The sequence below is a fragment of the uncultured Methanospirillum sp. genome (genome assembly GCF_963668415.2).
Classification (GTDB): Archaea; Halobacteriota; Methanomicrobia; order Methanomicrobiales; family Methanospirillaceae; genus Methanospirillum.
This window is the reverse complement of the sequence record NZ_CAXXDL010000001.1, coordinates 1,769,790-1,787,372: the sequence shown is the minus strand read 5'-3', so window position 1 is coordinate 1,787,372 and position 17,583 is coordinate 1,769,790. Positions and strand designations below refer to the sequence as shown.

The following is a 17,583-nucleotide window of genomic DNA, read 5'->3' as shown; positions in this document are numbered from 1 at the left end:
CGGTTGCAAGGTCTGATACATATTGGAACACGAATTCGCGACCGGTGATCAATACGGAGAGAAGAGATGGGTGTAGCCTTACGGGATATCATCGCCCCCTATAAACATCCGGCAGAACCACAGGATCTGACCGGTGTTGCATCTGTTGATGCATACAACGCGCTCTATCAGTTTCTGTCCATCATCAGACAGCCGGACGGGACTCCGCTCATGGACAAAGAAGGAAGGGTGACATCCCATCTTTCAGGAATTTTTTACCGCACCAGCAACTTTCTCCAGCAGGGCATCCAGCCGGTTTGGATCTTTGACGGAAAACCTCCCGAACTGAAGAGCAGGACGATAGGTGAGCGTCGTGCTGTGAGAGAAGAGGCGCAGGAAAAATGGGAGCAGGCAAAGCGTGAAGGTGACACGGCCGGCGCATTCAGGTATGCTATGGCTTCATCCAGACTTGATGATGAGGTTTTACACTCTGCACGTAAACTGCTGGATCTGCTCGGAGTCCCGGTGCTTGATGCTCCTTCCGAGGGAGAGGCTGAAGCATCCAACATGGTCCGCACCGGTGCAGCCCGGTATGTTGCATCTCAGGATTATGACACCCTGCTCTTCGGAGCACCACTCCTGGTGAGAAATCTTACCGTATCAGGAAAGAGGAGACTCCATGGCAGGATGGTAAATGTCCAGCCTGAAACCGTAATTCTTGATGAAGTACTCACAGGTCTGGGATTAAGCAGGGAGGATCTCATCGACGTTGCAATCTTAGTGGGGACAGATTTCAACGAAGGAGCAGCAGGAGTCGGTGCCAAAACTGCCCTGAAAAGAGTAAAGGCAGGTGAGTTCGGGGAGGTCATCTCATCAAAACTCCCTAATCTTGATCCTGAACCAGTCAGAGATTTCTTCCTCAACCCGCCAGTTTCGGACGGGTATCCGATCGAATGGAAAATACCAGACCACCATAGGATCATAACGTTTCTCTGCGGAGATTACGGATTTTCTGAGGAGCGGATAAACCCGATCCTTGAGAAGATCAGCGGCAGAGGAAAACAGAGAACCCTTGATAGTTGGTTCTGATCTCCTACTATCCCAGAAAGAAAAGAGCCCGGTATCATTTTTCTTTTCTGACCCGATATCTAATCAGGAAATATGATCAGATCATCCGGTATCAATACGCACAGGAGTCTGCTCTGGATCTTTATCGCAGGGATGATATGTGGATCATCATTCATCTGGTCTGCCACTGCCGATCTTGTGAATACAGATAATGAAACGGTGACAGCAGAGTACGAGAACGGGACAGTGACTGCGGAATGGGCCGTTGATTTTACGGCATCTCCTCTCGAAGGATATCCCCCGGTCTGTGCCAAGTTCAATCTTGACGGACCGTTTGGTGATTATCTCTGGGACTTTGGGGACGGGAGTACCTCTAGTGCCCGAAATCCGGTTCACTGTTACCAGAAGGCTGGTTCATACTGGGTGAAACTGAAGTACTCTGTCGGTGAGATCACGGGTGAGGTCAACAAGGAGGATTACATAAAGGTCAAAAATCCCGCCGAACTTGTGGATTATACCGCTGATCCCGTGAACGGAACCGTCCCGCTGACCGTCCAGTTTGAGTTGACGGGAAACCCTACAAGTATTCTCTGGGATTTTGATGACGGAGAAGAGAGCAGCGACGCTAATCCAAAACACCTGTATCAGCACCCAGGATATTACTCACCAACCCTGACCTACTGTGCAGGCGGGGCCTGCGATAAGATATCAAAATACAACTACATCCAGGTCTCTCCTGGAGAAGAGGTCAATTTCACTGCCGAAAAACTGGAAGGAGTCGCCCCTCTCTCAACCAAGTTTCTCGTCACCGGCCCTGCAGAGACATTCTCCTGGGACTTCGGGGACGGGACCACCTCATACGAAAAAAATCCCGGCCATTACTACGATAAGCCAGGCAATTACACAGTCACCCTGACATACTCCATCGCAGAGGCCAGTTATACTCTGACAAGGACTGATTACATTCATGCCACATCCAAGTATGCACCTGACATTAACGGATCACCACGGCGTGGGATCGCTCCTCTCTGCGTTGATCTTGATATGATCAATCCACCGCAGTCATGGCTCTGGATGTTTGGAGATAACACAACCTCGCCTGATGCTCACGGTTCTCATTGCTACGGATTCAGCGGGAGCTACGATGTCGGACTCCATTACTGTTACAACGGATATTGCAGCGATGTCATCAAACCGGGGTTTGTCACTGTAGATTCACCCAGGATATTCTCTGATCGAGGCGATGATGAAGCGACGGTGAAATTCAGATCAGATGCAGGTGAAGGACTCAGGTATATATGGGATTTTGGTGATTCTGCCACATCAGAGAGTGCAGCACCAACCCATCGATACAGTGAACCTGGTGAGTATAATGTAAGCCTTTCAGTTCTTGGTACCTGCGGCTGTACGGCAAAAACCTCCGCAAGGGTTTCAGTCAATCCTAAAAACCCGATTGACTTCACTGCCACACCGCTCGAGGGGTGTGCCCCACACAGTGTCCAGTTCAGTACTGCACCACCCGCATCACTTGCAGAGAAGCAGAAGTGGGACTTTGGCGATGGTGAGACAAGCACGGAAAACAACCCGTTCCATAGTTACCAGTTTCCAGGAATATACTCGGTCACACTTGTGAAAGAATTTCCCGACCGCCAGGAGAACGTGACCAAGTCTGATTATATCCAGGTGTATGAGGTTCCGCATCCATCCTTCTCGATGAACCCTTCTTCAGGAGTTGCCCCGGCAACGATTACCTTTACTGACACCACCACAGGGTACGAGTCAAAGCGATCCTGGGACTTCGGCGATGATGTAACCGGGACCGAGGCACGGATGGAACATCAGTACACGCAGGAAGGAGTGTTCAACGTCTCCCTGACCGTCTGGGGAAAAGGTGACTGCCATAAGAGTGTGACTCATGATGTCAGGATTGCAAGTCAAAAAGAGGTAAAGTATGATCTTACCGGGCTTCCACGGCGAGGAACTGCCCCGTTGTCCACATCCTTTAAGATAACAGGTAGTCCATACCAGTGGTCTATAGATTTTGGTGACGGCAGCAAGCCGACTTCAGAACAGAACCCTTTCCATACCTATACGACACCCGGCGCGTACAGTCCAAAACTACAGGCCTGTGATGCAGGCGGGTGTGAAGACATTGCCAAACAAGACTACATAGTGGCAATCCCTCCCTCCTATCAGACCCTGACCCTTTCACCAGGATGGAACCTTGTCTCCACACCGTTCAGCCTGGAACCCGGAGAGGATACGATGGAAATCTTTGCCAGCGTAGACACGGCAAGCCATTCGCTCTACTCGTGGGACAGTACAACAGACCAGTGGAAGAGAGTGACAAAAGATACCCATCTTGACCCTCTCACTGCTGTCTGGATATATGCAGCAAAACCTGCCGGGGTCACTCTGCCGATGGCAACCGCCGGACCTGAAGGAAACCTTACCCGGCCTCTCTCAGCCGGTTGGAACCTGATGAGTATCCCAGGGACGAACCTGACTTCCCCGGATACAATACTCCGGGATCAGGACTGGTCATATATTCTAGGCTTTAATGCACAGTCCCAGCAGTACGATGCACCGGTTCAGAAAGAAAATGAGAGTGGACAGTTGATTGACCCGAAGCAGGGATACTGGCTCTATATGGGGAATCCGGGGACCCTTGTGACCCCGGCGATCTAACCTTTTTTCAGAATCAGGGCAGTTGCTTCCAGACATGGGCAAACCGTTGGGCTGCTGTCACATGCCCGAGTATGCCAAAGATCAGAAGCAGCCATGCAAAGAGGCTGAGCCCAAGAAGTTCTGTAGGGATGAACTGGCTGACTATGCATACCGCTATCAGGAGAGCGAGACGATCGGCCCGCCCGAGAAGACCGCCATAAAACCGTCCCACACCGACAGCCTGTGCTTGTGTTCCCATGTATGATGACATCAGCACCCCGGTAAGTCCAAGAACACCGATCCACCAGGCACAGAGCGGCCCTGAAAAAATCCCACAGAGGATGAAGATGTCAGCATACCGATCAACCGTGTGATCCAAAAAGTCTCCCCTGAGCCCCTGCTGACCGAGGGTTCGTGCCATCGCCCCGTCAAGCCCGTCAAAGAAGGCATTCAGGATCACACCACAGGTTCCAAAGAGAATATCCCCCCTGAAAAAGGCGTAGCCTCCTCCTGCTGCAGCAAGAAGGGAGAGAATGGTACAGAAGTTCGGGGTGAGACCGATCCTCACCGTTGCTGAAACAATCGGATCGATGATAGGTTTAACCTGGGTCCTGTATGAGTCAAGTGTCATAATAAGTCCGCACAGGTGGCAAGCCAGTCCACAATTCCGTGTCCAGGTGGTACATCTCCGGTCATGATCCCTTCTACCATTTCTGCAACCTCGGCAACTGTCTTATCGGTTGCATCTATCTCATATATCATCTCAGGGGTGTGCTCTTCCATTGCCTCGATGAGCACAACATCAAGCAGTTCTGCCTCCACATTCTCAGCGATCTTTTCCTCATGATATCCCCGGGCAGCAAGTCGCTCCTTCAGGATATCAGGACGGCACCTGAGAACAATGACATGGGATGCCTGAAGCAGGTGGGTGAGATGTCCTTCGACAATTCCTTCCTGCAGAGAGAACTCGTCCCGCCACCGGTCTGCGTCGATGACATGGGCCTGCCGCTCCTCATCCTCTTCGATGATGTACGGACCGATGGTATCGTTCGCCCTGACAACCGGATGACCCCGCCGCGACAGTTCATCTGCGACGGTAGACTTCCCGGTCCCCGGCGTTCCGGTCAGGGCGATCAGCATATCTGGTTGATTCCGGAGAGGAACTGTTCACACTCCCAGTCATCACCGACGCAGACCCTGATGTAGTGATCTGCAAGACCCGGGAATGACCGGCAGGACCTGACGATTACCCCTTTCTCAGCAAGTAATGCCGCACACTCATCACCAGTCATCGGTGCTGTGTTGATCATCACGAAGTTGGCTCCTCCCGGAAGAACCGGCAGTCTGCAGGTGTCACGGAATTTCTGAATCCAGGATCTCACATGCCTGATATAGCGCTCAACATACTCCAGGTCAGAGAGGGCACCGGTTGCTGCAGCAAGTGAGAGGGTGTTCACCGTGAAGGGAGTTGCCGCCTTTTCGTACACCGGCTTCAGCCATGACGGGACAAAGGCATACCCGATCCGGCATCCAGCCAGACCGAAGACCTTCGACATCGTCCGTCCGATGATAAGATTCTCATGCTTCTGCATCAGGTCACAGTAATCCATCTCTGAAAACTCCACATACGCGTTGTCAAGGAAGAGGATACCATCCAGTGCCTCTGCGATCCTCTCAATGTCTGCACGTGATGTGAGGGTTCCGGTCGGGTTGTTCGGACTGCAGAGGAACGCTATCTTTGCCTTTTTCGCGGCCTTGATGAAGGCATCAACATCAACGGTGAAGTCATCTCTCCGGGGAATACTGATGACTTCAGCTCCCTGTGCTTTTGCCGCAAGCCCGTAGAACGAGAAGGTCGGGACCGATACTGCAACAGCCTCGCCGGGGTTCACCAGTACCCGGATACAGGTCTCAATGACCCCATCCATTCCTACCCCGGCTACAAACTCATAATCTCCGTGGTAATCCCTGAGTGCCTGAACCAAGCTCCCTGATCCACCTGCATCAGGGTACCGGTGCACGGTAGCAAGGGCTTTCTGCACCGCCGCAACAGCAAGAGGGGAGGGGCCGAACGGGTTTTCGTTGCTGGCAAGCCGTGCAACCCTTGAAAATCCGTATATCGCTGCTATCTCTTCAGGAGAGCGTGCATACACGTACCCTTCCTGCTGATAGATATCACGTACGAGTGAATTTACTGACTGCGGCATTGATGATACCTGTTGCCTGGTCTATCTCGGCGTTTGTGATGGTCAGCGGTGGAACAAGCCTGAGGTTCCCGTGCGCAGCACAGTTGACAAGCAGACCGTGGGCGGCACACTCCTTCTGAACATCAGCACAGTGATCACCGATGGTGATTCCGATCATCAGTCCCCTGACCCGGGGGTTGAGATGGGCAAGGGCTGCCCTGAACCGCTCACCTTTCGCTGCAACTTCCGGGAGTAATTCTCCGATCACATCGATGGAGGCAAGGGCTGCAGCGCAGGCGATGGGACCACCGGCAAAGGTACTTCCATGCTCTGACTTTCCAAATTCGAGCCCTTCACGTGCAACGATGGCACCCATCGGAAATCCGCTCGCGATCGCCTTTGCCATGGTGATGACATCAGGTAGTATTCCATCCTCCTGGAAGGCAAACCATTGCCCGGTCCGGCCCATTCCACTCTGAACCTCATCCACGATGAGAAGCACACCGTTTGAATCACAGATCTCTCTGACCTGTTTCAGGTAACCGGCCGGCGGAGTGATAACACCCCCCTCACCCTGGATCGGTTCAAGAACCACGGCTGCGGTTTCTGATGTTATTGCGGCCTTCAGTGCATCTGCATCGCCGTAGGGTACAAACGTGGTGAACGGCTGAAGAGGCATGAACGGATCCCTTATCGCCGGTTTGTGGGTACAGGCAAGGGAACCCATGGTCCGTCCATGAAATCCTCCCTCACAGGCGACGACCTCTTTCTTCCCTGTTCTGATCCTGGCAAGTTTGAGAGCTCCCTCCATAGCCTCTGCTCCGGAGTTGGAAAAGAACGCTTTTGCCTTTCCCGGGAGTCCGGATATCTCAACTAGTTTCTTTGCAAGAGCACCCTGGTGAGGAACATAGTACAGATTTGAGCAGTGGATAAGGTCTGTTGCCTGCTCTGTGATTGCCTTGACTACTTTGGGGTGACAGTGGCCTGTACTACAGACTGCGATTCCTGCTACAAGGTCAAGGTACTGCTTTCCATCTGCGTCGGTGACTGTGCAGCCGGACCCTTTGGTGATCATAATCTCCCTGCTGAATGCAGGCATGATATATTGCGATTCGAGTTCCCGATAATCTGATTCGAACTTCATTATTTCATCTCATTCATATTCGATGGTTGCCGGCGGTTTGGGGGTGATGTCATATACAACCCTTGAAACTGCCGGAATGGTTGAGGTAATCCGCCCCTGGATCTCTGCCAGGTCTTCCCAGGAGATCTCTATTGGATCGGCGGTCATCCCGTCACGTGAGTTTACTGCTCTCACGGCAACGATCCAGCCATGCAAACGGTTGTCGCCTTTTACGCCGGTCCCGAGGCCGACAAGGGCTGCAAGGCACTGCCATGGACGGTACTTCTCGACCAGAACGTCTTCTACGATCGCGTTGGCCTCTCTGACAACCTCTATCGCCTCGCGGGTGACTGCTCCCACAACCCTGACCGAGAGTCCCGGTCCCGGGAAAGGCATCCTGTGAACGATCTCACTCGGGAGACCGAGTGCCTCTGCAACCTCCCTGACCTCGTCTTTGTAGAGTTCGCGAAGCGGCTCTATCACTTTGCTAAACTCCATCGAGAGTGGCATGCCACCCACGTTATGATGGCTCTTGATCCCACCTTCGCTCTCGATGCAGTCTGGGTAGATCGTTCCCTGGAGCAGGTATTTTGCACCAGTTGCCCGTGCCTCCCGTTCAAAGACCCTGATAAACTTCTCACCAATGATCTTGCGTTTCTTTTCAGGATCTGCCTCACCGGCTAGGGCCGTGATGAACTCCTCGCCTGCGTCGATTACACGGACTCCCAGATGCCCGAAGATCTCGCTGATCCGTCTGGTCTCTCCCTTACGCATCAGCCCGGTATCAACATAGATCGGGATCAGTTTCTCGCCGATGGCACGAGATGCCAGTTCTGCGCAGACTGAACTGTCAACACCGCCAGAGAGGGCGATGACCGCATGCCCATCTCCTGCCTCCTCCTGAATCTTCCTGATCGACTCTGTAATGAACTTCTCAACCTTGACCATTACTCTACCCCCTTCTTCATCTTCAGTGCTGCTTCAACGAACCCGAGGAACGGCGGTGACGGCCGTGTCGGGCGTGACCTGAATTCGGGATGGAACTGGGTCGCAAAGAAGAACGGATGTTCGGGGATCTCAACGATCTCCATCCGGTTCCCCCAGGTCCCTGAGAACACAAGGCCTGCATTCTCCATCTCCGCGATGTAGGAAGGTTCCACCTCGTACCTGTGACGATGACGCTCGGTGATCTCACTGGCACCATACAACTTCATCGCAAGGGTTCCCGGCTTTACTGATATCTGGTAATCTCCAAGGCGCATTGTCCCTCCGAGATCCTCCACCCCATCCTGCTCAGGAAGGATGGTTATCACTTCAGTGCCCTTGGCGCATTCACTGCTGCAGGCATCAGACCATCCAACTACGTGTCTTGCAAACTCGACAACCGAGAGTTGGAACCCGAGACAGAGCCCGAGCAATGGGATCTTCTCCTCGCGTGCTAGTTGTATCGCACTGATCTTCCCTTCAATACCTCTGACACCGAACCCCCCCGGAATCAGGATGCCGTCACATTCCCTGAGTTCTGCTCTCTCAACGCGTTCTGCATCAAGCCAGCGGATCGAGACCTCGGTCGAGAGTGCCCTGCCGGCGTGTTTGAGTGCCTCTTTTATCGAGAGGTAGACATCCTCTTTGCCATACTTGCTCACGATCCCAACAGTCACACGCTGGGTGTACTCCCTTGTGACGATACGATACCAGTCAGGATCAAGTGGTTCGTTTGCCAGTTTCAGGTGCTGACAGAGAACCTTGGAGAGTCCCTCCTTCTCAAGTTCCATCGGGACCTGGTAGATATCTGGTGCGGTGGTTGCACTGATGACCGCGTACTGGGGAATATCACAGAGAGAGGAGATCTTTTTCTTGGTATTGAGTGATATCGGGCGTTCGCTTCTCCCTACGATGATATCAGTAAAGAGCCCTAACTCACGGAGTGCCTTCACAGAATGCTGGGTCGGCTTGGTCTTGAGATCACCCATCGAGTCCGAGGGCATCAGAGTGACATGAACGAGCGCGCGGTCTTCCGGGGGCAGTTCGCTGCGCATCTGCCTGACAGATTCAAGGAATGGCATACTCTCAATGTCACCGACAGTCCCACCAACCTCAACGATGCATATGTCAGCTTCCTTCCCGTCAAAGACCTTTTCAGATGCAGCTAACCGGATGCACTCCTTGATCTGATCGGTGATATGGGGGATTATTTGGACAGTCTGACCAAGGTAGTCTCCCCTGCGTTCCTTGTCGATGACAAGCCGGTAGACCTTCCCGGTGGTAATATTGTGGGATGAGTTCAGTTCGATATCAAGGAACCGTTCATAATTGCCAAGGTCGAGATCCACCTCGCCCCCATCATGGAGAACATATACCTCACCATGCTGGGCCGGATTCATGGTTCCGGCGTCGATATTCAGGTATGGATCGATCTTGACCGCAGTGACATTATATCCCCGGTTTTTCAAAAGCCGTCCTATTGATGCAGCGGTGATCCCTTTGCCAAGACCACTCATCACGCCGCCGGTGATAAAGATATACTTCATGCCTCCCCTCAGAAAAACTCAGCAGAAGAGTTGGTTTCGATCCCTCTAATACCAAACGGCCCACGACTCATAGGGCTTTAAACCCTGGCTTCAGGGATATCTTCTCCTGAAAGAGTGGACCGGGCCCGGCCCGCGAGGCTGATCATCGCCATCTTCTTCCCTCTGGTGAAAGAAGCCATATGTAAATGTCATATCTTGATGATATCAAAAATTCAGGTCAGAAAGCAAACCCGTTCTTCTGTCTCATGGGGATACAGCCCAAAACATATGGGGAGGGCAGGGCCTGCCTTGAGATGACAGTCAGGCCGGATATGACCAACGGGGAGGGCTGGCTTCAGGGAGGGATGTACACCTCCCTCGTTGATGAGGCGATGGCTCTTGCAATTTATACCCTGCTTGATGACGGACAGATGATAGCAACCATATCCAGTACAACAACATTTCTCCGTGGAGTCAGGGCAGGAGAGATCGTTCTTGCAGAAGCATGGGTGGTCAGAAAAGGCAGGCAGATCATCTTTACCGAAGGAAGAGTCTGCAGTGCTGACGGAAAAAATGAACTTGCCAGGTGTTCTGCGTCATTTATTGTACGATAACGGACAGGATCCCCAGAATCTATAAAACCACATACGGAGAACCAGCTGGGAAGCCACTGTCAATGAGATACAGTATCATTATTCCGGCATACAATGAGGAGAAGCGGATCGGGAAGCTTCTGCAGAGCCTCTCCGACCCGCAGGCAGAGTTCATCTTTGTCTGTGACGGGACCGACCGGACCCCGGAAGTGATACAGGAGTTCTCATCAGGGCACCCGGATCTTGCGGTCCGGTGCCTGAAATATTCACACAGGCTCGGAAAAGGTGGCGGGGTCTATGAGGGGTTCAGGGCCGCTAATGCCCCACTGATCGGATTCATGGATGCGGATAATTCCACAGAATACTCCGAGATGATACGCCTTATAAACCAGATCGGTGATAATGCCGGCATCATCGGTTCCCGCCACATGCCCGAATCGACAATCGAGATTCACCAGCCTCTGTCAAGACGGTTCCAGAGCAGGGCGTTTAATCTCATCATCAGACTTCTCTTCGGCCTGCAGTTCTACGATACCCAGTGCGGAGCAAAGGTCTTTCGCAAGGATGCTGTTGACCGGGTTCTCCCGGATTTACGTGCAAAAGGATTTGAGTTTGATGTGGAACTCCTCTGGCACTTAAGACGGGCCGGGCTTCAGGTTCTGGAAGTGCCTGTTGTATGGAACGATACCGGCGATTCCAGACTTCAGACCTCTGATGCATTCTCCATGTTTTCCACTCTTCTACGTCTGCGACTGGGTATCGGGGCCCATGACTGATACTGAAGGAATCAGATATGAGGCATTCAGACTGTTCGAACAGCAGAAATATTCCGCCTGCCTCGACCTGATCCATTCCACCCCCCCAAGATCCATCGATACAAGGATCCAGATCCTCGAAGCGATCTGTCTGTACAGCAATGGTTCACTTGACGACGCCGAGGTATGTCTGCGTGATCTCAGGGCAAGGGTTCCTGATTCAGCAGAAGTCTGTTTATACCTGGGTAAAGTACTGGAGCAGAAGGGAGACGAGGGGGCCCGGACTGAGTATGCCAAAGCGGTCAAGTTAACACCAGATCATCCGGAAGGAATCAGAAGGTACGCCAGGTACCTTTCCGGAGCTGGAGATCATCGTGCTGCGGTCTGCCTGTTTCGAAGACTCGCCCTTCTCACCGGTGACCCAGAGGATCTGGCCGGGCTCCTGAAATGTCATTATGCTCTCGGTGAGTACGAGGAAGGGATCACGAGATACCAGCAGGCCGGATCACCGGCTGAATGTTTCAGGATATATCTAGACCTGCTCCTCGTATCAGGAAGATATCAGGATCTTACTGACGAGATCGAGGCATCTCACGGTTATCAGAAGGATAGCGATCTTACTCTCCTCTACTGTGAGGCGCTGATTCAGGTCAATCCGGATCAGGCAGATCGGGAGTTCCTCATCCAGCTCAAAAGGGGTCCATCTGCAGATCTGGCATCCCGGTACGTCAGGTTTCTCTCCTCCCGGGATCTCATCAGGGAAGCACTCGGGGTCTGGTCAACATGGCTTGCAAAGAGTGGCGAATCTGAGTACCAGTTGCAGGGAATACCCCTCCTTGAATCAGTATCCGGGCCGGAACAGGCCCTTGACCTTTATCAGAAGGTTCTCTTTGGAGATGAAAGCAGGAGTCTGCCAGATCCCACAAAATGGTTCTCATCCTATCGCAATCTTCTGATCAGAATAAAAGGGCCTGAAGCAGCTCTTGACCATGTCCTCACCCTTTCAGGATCTGACCTCCCTACTGGTATTCTGGTTAGGATTGCAGAATGGTGTGGAGAAGTGGGGAGGCATGAGGATGCAAAACGTATCTTTCTTCAGGCCTTCAGATCAGATCTCACCAACGCCGGGCTTGCATATTCATCATATCTCGCCAGGGCCGGTGAGAAGAGGGAGCAGAAAAAGATCCTCGGATACATTCTGAAAACAGTCAGGAAGGCAAGAGATCTCGAGGCAGTTGCCGACGGGATCCTGGCAATGGCGGACCCTGATCACGATCTGATCTCATCTCTGAATCAGAGATTTGATGAGAGAATTGCACTGCTCTCCCAGCATGGACGCGAGGTCTACGCCCGCTGCCTCACTCTTGCCGCCGAACAGGATCTCCAGAGCGGAAGTCCGGACAGAGCCCTTGAGCACTCACTGGCAGGACTGGCCATTGTCCCGGTTGATGCAACCACTATAGCCGAATCACTTTTTGCCCTCCTCGTAGCATCTAAAACTCAGGTTCTTCCAGATTATCTCCCATCACAGATCTGCCCGATAGCAAAAACACAAAATCCTGTGAGTACCGGGAATCAGATCTCTCTCTCATGGCTTGATCCCGGCGAAGAATCAGTAGTTGAATACCTTCGCAAACACCGGGTCTGTAATGAGATGGATCTCAGAAGAGTGGCGGGAACACGCAGGGTAGCAGGGCTGATGAACAGAATCATGCGAAAAGCAGAAGAACAGGGCGTCCACCTTGCAGAGAAGGAGGGGTACTCAGAGTTCGGAGAGGTGTACAGGTATGCAGGCCCCTGATATCTCTGATGCATCGGTGCTTGAGAGCATCGGGATCATCAACGCACTCAGGCGGGGGACGGTTCCTGCCCAGGGGCTTGGGCGGTTTGCGGTAGGACTCTCCACTGAGGAACAGGTGATCGCGGATCAGATGGATCTGGTCGCGATGGGTGGTGCAGATATCAAGTTCATCAGAGGCGAGTATGGAAGCGGGAAGACGTTCCTCATCGCACGTGCCCTTGAGATCGCACGAAAGAAAGGATTTGTAACTGCCCACGTTGCGATATCACCGGTCTCCCCGCTACATCGTCTCCGATCCCTGTATGCACAGATCGCAACCTCGCTCCATGCTGGTGGAGAGCAGCAGGCGTTCAGATCGATCATCGATGCCTGGCTGTTCGGGATCGAACAGCGTGTAAGTGCACGGGAAGGGGCAGCCATTCCTGTTGATCGTCTTGAAGAGCTCACACTTCGCGAGGTTGAGTTTGCTCTTGCAGATATCAGTCTGTTGAATGCACCGATCGCCGCCGTCATCAGAACCTACTATCTTGCAAATAACGCGGCAGACTTCAGAACTTCCCAGGCAGCCATCGGGTGGCTCTGCGGCGATCCCAATATTGGCAGGGATCTGAGACAGAAGGCAGGAATTCGCGGAGACATCGGGGACTCGTCAATATTTCCCCTTCTTGAGGCCCTGCCGGTGTTTGTGACCGGGGCCGGGTACAAAGGCTGCGTGGTTGCCATAGATGAACTCGAGATAACCCAGACCTTTCCCCGCAACCTTCGCGAGAGGGGATTTCAGAACCTGGTCAGGATCATCGACGCAATCGACGGGGGCCTGCTCCCCCGCTGGTATCTCATATGTGCCGGAACACCGATGCTATATGACGGGCCCCGGGGTATGAGACCCATCACTCCTCTGTACGATCGGATCGGCCAGACTCCGAAGGACGGGGAGTTTCCCAATCCCCGCCAGCCGCAGATCCTGCTTAAACCGTTTAGTCCCGATCGTCTGGAAGAGGTGGCCCAGCGGATAGCCAGTGTATACGAAGAAGCATACGGTGAGGTGGATAGGAGCCGGATCTCTCACCGGTTCATCAGGACGATGGTGAACCGCGTGAGCACCGCATTTGGTGGAAGGATCGATGTCATCCCGCGGGTCTTTCTCAAGGAGTTCGTCGATGTTCTTGACAAATGCGATCTTTATCCAGATTATGATCCGATGACCGTATACCAGACAGATTCACAGGATCTTCAGGAGATCCTCACAGATGAAGAAAAAGCGGTAATGCAGATCAGGTTCTGATACAGCTCTGATCAGGTCTCCCTTCTGATACGGGCTGATGCTGCATGGGCATGAAGTCCTTCGGCAGTTGCCAGCCTCTCAACTACATCACCGATGGTATCTATCCCTTCACGGGTGATGATCTGAACCGTTGCTGTCTTGGTGAAGTGGGAGACATTGAGCCCCGAGTACAGTTTTGCATTTCCTGCAGTGGGAAGTACGTGGTTTGTGCCGGATGCATAATCCCCGCAGGCGACCGGTGCATACTGGCCGACAAAAATGGATCCTGCATTCCTGACGCTCTGAAGAACCGGAAGCGGGTCCTGAACCTGGATCGAGAGATGTTCAGGCGCAATTTTGTCTGACGTCGTGATCGCATCAGCGATGTTCTTCACGACCAGATACCCCGACTGGGCAAGGGCCTGCCTGATGATCTCATGCCTGGGAGCTTCTGCCAGAAGCCGTTCGATCCAGTTCCCGACCTGCGCTGGAAGCTGCGGATCAGTTGTGATCAGCACGGATGCTGCTTGAGGATCATGCTCTGACTGGGCCAGGATATCAGCGGCGATAAAGTCGGGGCGTGCAGTATGATCAGCAATGATCGCGATCTCTGACGGGCCGGCAGGAAAGTCTATCTCAACTCTTCCCCTGAGCATCATCTTAGCTGCAGTAACATAGGCATTTCCGGGGCCTACGATCTTCTGAACTGGTTTTATCGTCAGGGTCCCAAGAGCCATCGCTGCAATAGCCTGTGCCCCCCCGACGGTATAGATATCAGTCACTCCCGCGATATCGGCAGCAACAAGGGTCAGCGGGTTTGCGGGGGGAGGTGTACAACAGATGATCTCTTTCACCCCTGCAACCTGGGCAGGGACTGCACACATCAGCACAGTGGATGGGTATGCCGCGCGACCTCCCGGAACATACATCCCGATCCTCTCAAGCGGGGTGGTCTTCACACCGAGTGTGATACCATCCTCACTTCCGGAGAGCCAGAGATCGTTCTGCCGCTGAATCTCGTGAAAAGCACATATCCGTGAGTATGCTTCGGTCAGTGCCTCGATGATCTCGGGATCAACCGATTCATATGCAGCATCGATCTCATCTTCCGATATCCGGAGATGATCCAGTTTTACCTTGTCAAACCGCTCACACAGATCAAAGAGGGCTACATCCCCCTTTCCTGTTACCTCATCGATGATATTCTGAACTGCACCGGAGACTCCGGTCAGTGTTGCCTGCTGACGGGAGAGCCAGGTATCAAGCGTGAGAGCGGTCCACACCATGCGATATACGTATGATCTGACCGGTAAAAAATGGGTAAGCCATCAGCAGCGTTACGAATGAGCAATCGTCCCGGTATCCCATCGCCAGACATAAAAACCGGGCGTGGGGCGTGCAACTTTTCCTTTAAGCAGTTCACGCATCATCTTCTCAAGGTTCAGGTACAGCAGGACCATCTGTTCGGTGCCATTGCCTGTCTCCTCCATCACCCGGATGATCCCTTTCACATAGTCCTCAATGCCATGACAGGCCGATATGTCCACCGGCATGACCTCCGTGGATCTCACCTTCCTGATCTGGCAGACTTCGTCGACTGATACGGCCATCGGTGTATCTATCACTTTCCCTGCCGGGATGATCATACTCCGCCTCTTTTTTGAATCTGCTGCCCTGTCCATGGCAAGAAGCGGTGCGACGTTGATGGCAGGGATCATCTCCTGATTCCATTCAACCATTCCCTCGATGTATGGGGGGGCATCGTACACCTCGGCTGCCGGGAGTGGTAGGATGAACTTATCGATGATGTCGCTATCGATCAGGTAATGGTCTCTTCCAAGTTGTATCTCCACAAGGGTAAGAAGTTCTTCCACCTGCATCCCCCTGTCTCCTGCCGGAGACGTATGATATCAGTGTGTGTCTCGCCCGTATTGATATCTTCCTGATTACTCCTTGAGAACACGCGACATCTACATCCATATTCTGTCACATGGTTCGGCAGTACAACAAGGAAAGATATACAAAGGTCTATCCTGATTTATCACTAATATCAGATCATTTCTGCTCCGGTGTCATCTGCCGTTGTACCGAAGCACAGCGAATATGGCAGGGAATATGGATACAACCGTTCAGTTACACAGACTGCTTCTCTTCTCCCTCGGAGAAGGAACCTATGCGGCAGAGGTCTCGTACATCAGGGAGATTGTGCAGGATCAACAGAAGATCCCCCTTCCCAATGCTCCTGAGTATATTCCGGGAATCTTCAACCTGCGCAGCGATGTAGTCAAAGTGATCGATATCAGACTGATCATCCCGCTTTCAGGAGGAGGGGAAAAGAAGAAGATCATTGTCTTTGTTCCTGAGAGCGGTTCCTCGACCAGGTTTGGGATGGTCGTAGATGAGGTGTACGGGATCATGGAGATTCCGACAGACCGTGTTTCCCTCCTTGACAGGACAAGTGCCAGCATTCAAAATAACTTCATGATCGGCTTTTTTACATTCTCACTTGACGGATTTCTCAGCCAGTCAAGCAGAAGATATACAGCAGGAGACGACGAGGTGGTCTGGATAGATTTCGAAGATATGATTCATACCATTACAAACGAAGAGAAGGCCCAGGATATTGTATTCCGTCTGACTGCCCTCTTCAACCCACAGTATCTCTTCTCAGAGAACTGGAGATCACTGCAAAAAAAATAGAAATTAGACTGCAATTCGCAGTTTCTGATCCTTTCCCTTGAGGAAACCGACTTTTTTAAGATCGTCAAGGATAGCATCGATATAGTCGCCACTCAGGTGCAATGCGATCCTCGCCCCATCCTCGCTGGTCTCAATGTCGCGGTTCGCAAATTCGGTGATAATATCCTCTCTGGAGACCTTTCCTTCCTCCTTGATCATGGCAAGGATCTCTGATACCAGGATATGCTTGATCTGGAGTCTTGGGAAGAACGAGGCCCCATCTTCTTCCTCGATCTCATACTCCTCGAGGAACTCACCGATGCTGTCGAGGTCTTCAAGAAACACAAACTCCGGTCCAACCGATACGTGATATTCGGCATCATCACCGGCGGTGATGGTGCTTATTACGCTGTATTTCTCCAGAATTTCTTCCCTGATCTCAGGGATCTCATCTGCAAACACCGTCAGGGTTGATTCGTCAGGATCTATCTTCTTTAGAAGAACGAGACCGTCCTCTCTGATGTCCAGAAGATCATTCAGATGAAGCAGCCGGGTGAGATACACTTCCTCAATGATCTTCTCAAGGGTATCTTCATTCTCATCCCCTTCCAGTGTGCGATCACCGGTGACAAGATCCATAACACCTGCTCCCACCCGATCCCCAATCTGATACTTCTCAAGTGCCCGGGCGATGGCATCCCGCTGTGGAGCCAGATATTCGCGTGCAGCTTCAAACAGCTCTGACTCTTCCTCTGTGGCATCCGTGTCTGACATCATGCTATCAAACATGGCGGTGAGATTTTTGTAGGTTCCACTGAGCATCAGTCGAACGTCCAGGGAAAATTTCTGCCGTGCCTGGGATGATATCCCAAGATCTTTGAGCACTTTTACAAATTCCCTGGCGGTATCATGTGATGAAAAATAGATCTCTTCTTCCAGAACCATGGAGGACTCCACA

General features: G+C 52.4%; 16 protein-coding genes. 7 read left to right on the top strand and 9 right to left on the bottom strand.

The features are described from left to right. Positions 1-66 precede the first annotated feature (66 nt). Together fen and ACHZA2_RS08330 are read left to right on the top strand one after the other, a co-directional pair. Positions 67-1,068 carry a flap endonuclease-1 gene (fen, locus tag ACHZA2_RS08335; RefSeq protein ID WP_319579328.1) on the top strand — a complete coding sequence of 334 codons (1,002 nt, stop codon included), beginning with the start codon at positions 67-69 and terminating at the stop codon, positions 1,066-1,068. A gap of 72 nt (positions 1,069-1,140) precedes the next feature. After that, entirely contained in the window at positions 1,141-3,735 is a 2,595-nt protein-coding gene (locus tag ACHZA2_RS08330) for a PKD domain-containing protein (RefSeq protein WP_319579327.1), read from the top strand. 13 nt (positions 3,736-3,748) lie between these two features. On the opposite strand, the gene ACHZA2_RS08325 is transcribed toward ACHZA2_RS08330, so the two are convergent. From ACHZA2_RS08325 to ACHZA2_RS08300, 6 genes are read right to left on the bottom strand one after another with little or no spacing between them, the layout of a single operon-like run. Next, the gene (locus ACHZA2_RS08325; protein ID WP_319579326.1) at positions 3,749-4,345 is read right to left on the bottom strand and encodes a CDP-alcohol phosphatidyltransferase family protein; all 597 of its coding nucleotides are present in this window, start codon (positions 4,343-4,345) and stop codon (positions 3,749-3,751) included. Further along, on the bottom strand, positions 4,342-4,854 hold the full coding sequence (locus ACHZA2_RS08320) for an adenylate kinase family protein (RefSeq protein ID WP_319539251.1): 513 nt from the start codon (positions 4,852-4,854) through the stop codon (positions 4,342-4,344). The genes ACHZA2_RS08325 and ACHZA2_RS08320 overlap by 4 nt, the downstream gene beginning before the upstream one ends. Beyond that, the gene (hisC, locus tag ACHZA2_RS08315) at positions 4,848-5,921 is read right to left on the bottom strand and encodes a histidinol-phosphate transaminase (protein ID WP_319579325.1); all 1,074 of its coding nucleotides are present in this window, start codon (positions 5,919-5,921) and stop codon (positions 4,848-4,850) included. Before hisC ends, ACHZA2_RS08320 begins: the two co-directional genes overlap by 7 nt. Beyond that, positions 5,890-7,044: an acetylornithine transaminase gene (locus tag ACHZA2_RS08310; protein ID WP_319579324.1), complete on the bottom strand. Its 1,155-nt coding sequence runs from the start codon at positions 7,042-7,044 to the stop codon at positions 5,890-5,892. Before ACHZA2_RS08310 ends, hisC begins: the two co-directional genes overlap by 32 nt. 9 nt (positions 7,045-7,053) lie before the next feature. After that, positions 7,054-7,971, bottom strand: a complete 918-nt coding sequence (gene guaA / locus ACHZA2_RS08305; protein ID WP_319579323.1) for a glutamine-hydrolyzing GMP synthase — start codon at positions 7,969-7,971, stop codon at positions 7,054-7,056. Next, positions 7,971-9,554 carry a CTP synthase gene (locus ACHZA2_RS08300; RefSeq protein WP_319579322.1) on the bottom strand — a complete coding sequence of 528 codons (1,584 nt, stop codon included), beginning with the start codon at positions 9,552-9,554 and terminating at the stop codon, positions 7,971-7,973. The genes guaA and ACHZA2_RS08300 overlap by 1 nt, the downstream gene beginning before the upstream one ends. A gap of 185 nt (positions 9,555-9,739) precedes the next feature. Between ACHZA2_RS08300 and ACHZA2_RS08295 the strand changes: the two genes are divergently transcribed. The 4 genes from ACHZA2_RS08295 to brxD all read left to right on the top strand — a co-directional run bounded on the left by ACHZA2_RS08295 (position 9,740) and on the right by brxD (position 13,967). Next, positions 9,740-10,147 carry a PaaI family thioesterase gene (locus ACHZA2_RS08295; protein WP_319579321.1) on the top strand — a complete coding sequence of 136 codons (408 nt, stop codon included), beginning with the start codon at positions 9,740-9,742 and terminating at the stop codon, positions 10,145-10,147. A 62-nt stretch (positions 10,148-10,209) separates the two neighbouring features. After that, the gene (locus ACHZA2_RS08290) at positions 10,210-10,902 is read left to right on the top strand and encodes a glycosyltransferase family 2 protein (RefSeq protein WP_319579320.1); all 693 of its coding nucleotides are present in this window, start codon (positions 10,210-10,212) and stop codon (positions 10,900-10,902) included. Then, the gene (locus ACHZA2_RS08285) at positions 10,895-12,682 is read left to right on the top strand and encodes a hypothetical protein (RefSeq protein ID WP_319579319.1); all 1,788 of its coding nucleotides are present in this window, start codon (positions 10,895-10,897) and stop codon (positions 12,680-12,682) included. The genes ACHZA2_RS08290 and ACHZA2_RS08285 overlap by 8 nt, the downstream gene beginning before the upstream one ends. After that, positions 12,669-13,967, top strand: a complete 1,299-nt coding sequence (gene brxD / locus ACHZA2_RS08280) for a BREX system ATP-binding protein BrxD (protein ID WP_319579318.1) — start codon at positions 12,669-12,671, stop codon at positions 13,965-13,967. The genes ACHZA2_RS08285 and brxD overlap by 14 nt, the downstream gene beginning before the upstream one ends. Before the next feature lie 11 nt (positions 13,968-13,978). Here the strand turns inward: brxD and hisD are convergent, their stop codons facing one another. Together hisD and ACHZA2_RS08270 are read right to left on the bottom strand one after the other, a co-directional pair. Beyond that, complete coding sequence (hisD, locus tag ACHZA2_RS08275) at positions 13,979-15,229, bottom strand: histidinol dehydrogenase (RefSeq protein ID WP_319580953.1); 1,251 nt, start codon at positions 15,227-15,229, stop codon at positions 13,979-13,981. Positions 15,230-15,283: 54 nt separating this feature from the next. Next, positions 15,284-15,826: a chemotaxis protein CheW gene (locus ACHZA2_RS08270; protein WP_319579317.1), complete on the bottom strand. Its 543-nt coding sequence runs from the start codon at positions 15,824-15,826 to the stop codon at positions 15,284-15,286. A 223-nt stretch (positions 15,827-16,049) separates the two neighbouring features. Between ACHZA2_RS08270 and ACHZA2_RS08265 the strand changes: the two genes are divergently transcribed. Beyond that, positions 16,050-16,646 carry a chemotaxis protein CheW gene (locus ACHZA2_RS08265; RefSeq protein WP_319579316.1) on the top strand — a complete coding sequence of 199 codons (597 nt, stop codon included), beginning with the start codon at positions 16,050-16,052 and terminating at the stop codon, positions 16,644-16,646. Between the two features lie 3 nt (positions 16,647-16,649). On the opposite strand, the gene ACHZA2_RS08260 is transcribed toward ACHZA2_RS08265, so the two are convergent. Continuing rightward, positions 16,650-17,570 (bottom strand): hypothetical protein, encoded by a 921-nt coding sequence (locus ACHZA2_RS08260; RefSeq protein ID WP_319579315.1) that lies wholly within the window; start codon positions 17,568-17,570, stop codon positions 16,650-16,652. Positions 17,571-17,583 lie beyond the last annotated feature (13 nt).

Coding starts and splice junctions, on each gene's coding strand:
- fen (WP_319579328.1), top strand. CDS start 67: ATGGGTGTAGCCTTACGGGATATCATCGCCCCCTATAAACATCCGGCA.
- ACHZA2_RS08330 (WP_319579327.1), top strand. CDS start 1,141: ATGATCAGATCATCCGGTATCAATACGCACAGGAGTCTGCTCTGGATC.
- ACHZA2_RS08325 (WP_319579326.1), bottom strand. CDS start 4,345: ATGACACTTGACTCATACAGGACCCAGGTTAAACCTATCATCGATCCG.
- ACHZA2_RS08320 (WP_319539251.1), bottom strand. CDS start 4,854: ATGCTGATCGCCCTGACCGGAACGCCGGGGACCGGGAAGTCTACCGTC.
- hisC (WP_319579325.1), bottom strand. CDS start 5,921: ATGCCGCAGTCAGTAAATTCACTCGTACGTGATATCTATCAGCAGGAA.
- ACHZA2_RS08310 (WP_319579324.1), bottom strand. CDS start 7,044: ATGAAGTTCGAATCAGATTATCGGGAACTCGAATCGCAATATATCATG.
- guaA (WP_319579323.1), bottom strand. CDS start 7,971: ATGGTCAAGGTTGAGAAGTTCATTACAGAGTCGATCAGGAAGATTCAG.
- ACHZA2_RS08300 (WP_319579322.1), bottom strand. CDS start 9,554: ATGAAGTATATCTTTATCACCGGCGGCGTGATGAGTGGTCTTGGCAAA.
- ACHZA2_RS08295 (WP_319579321.1), top strand. CDS start 9,740: ATGTCATATCTTGATGATATCAAAAATTCAGGTCAGAAAGCAAACCCG.
- ACHZA2_RS08290 (WP_319579320.1), top strand. CDS start 10,210: ATGAGATACAGTATCATTATTCCGGCATACAATGAGGAGAAGCGGATC.
- ACHZA2_RS08285 (WP_319579319.1), top strand. CDS start 10,895: ATGACTGATACTGAAGGAATCAGATATGAGGCATTCAGACTGTTCGAA.
- brxD (WP_319579318.1), top strand. CDS start 12,669: ATGCAGGCCCCTGATATCTCTGATGCATCGGTGCTTGAGAGCATCGGG.
- ACHZA2_RS08270 (WP_319579317.1), bottom strand. CDS start 15,826: ATGCAGGTGGAAGAACTTCTTACCCTTGTGGAGATACAACTTGGAAGA.
- ACHZA2_RS08265 (WP_319579316.1), top strand. CDS start 16,050: ATGGCAGGGAATATGGATACAACCGTTCAGTTACACAGACTGCTTCTC.
- ACHZA2_RS08260 (WP_319579315.1), bottom strand. CDS start 17,570: ATGGTTCTGGAAGAAGAGATCTATTTTTCATCACATGATACCGCCAGG.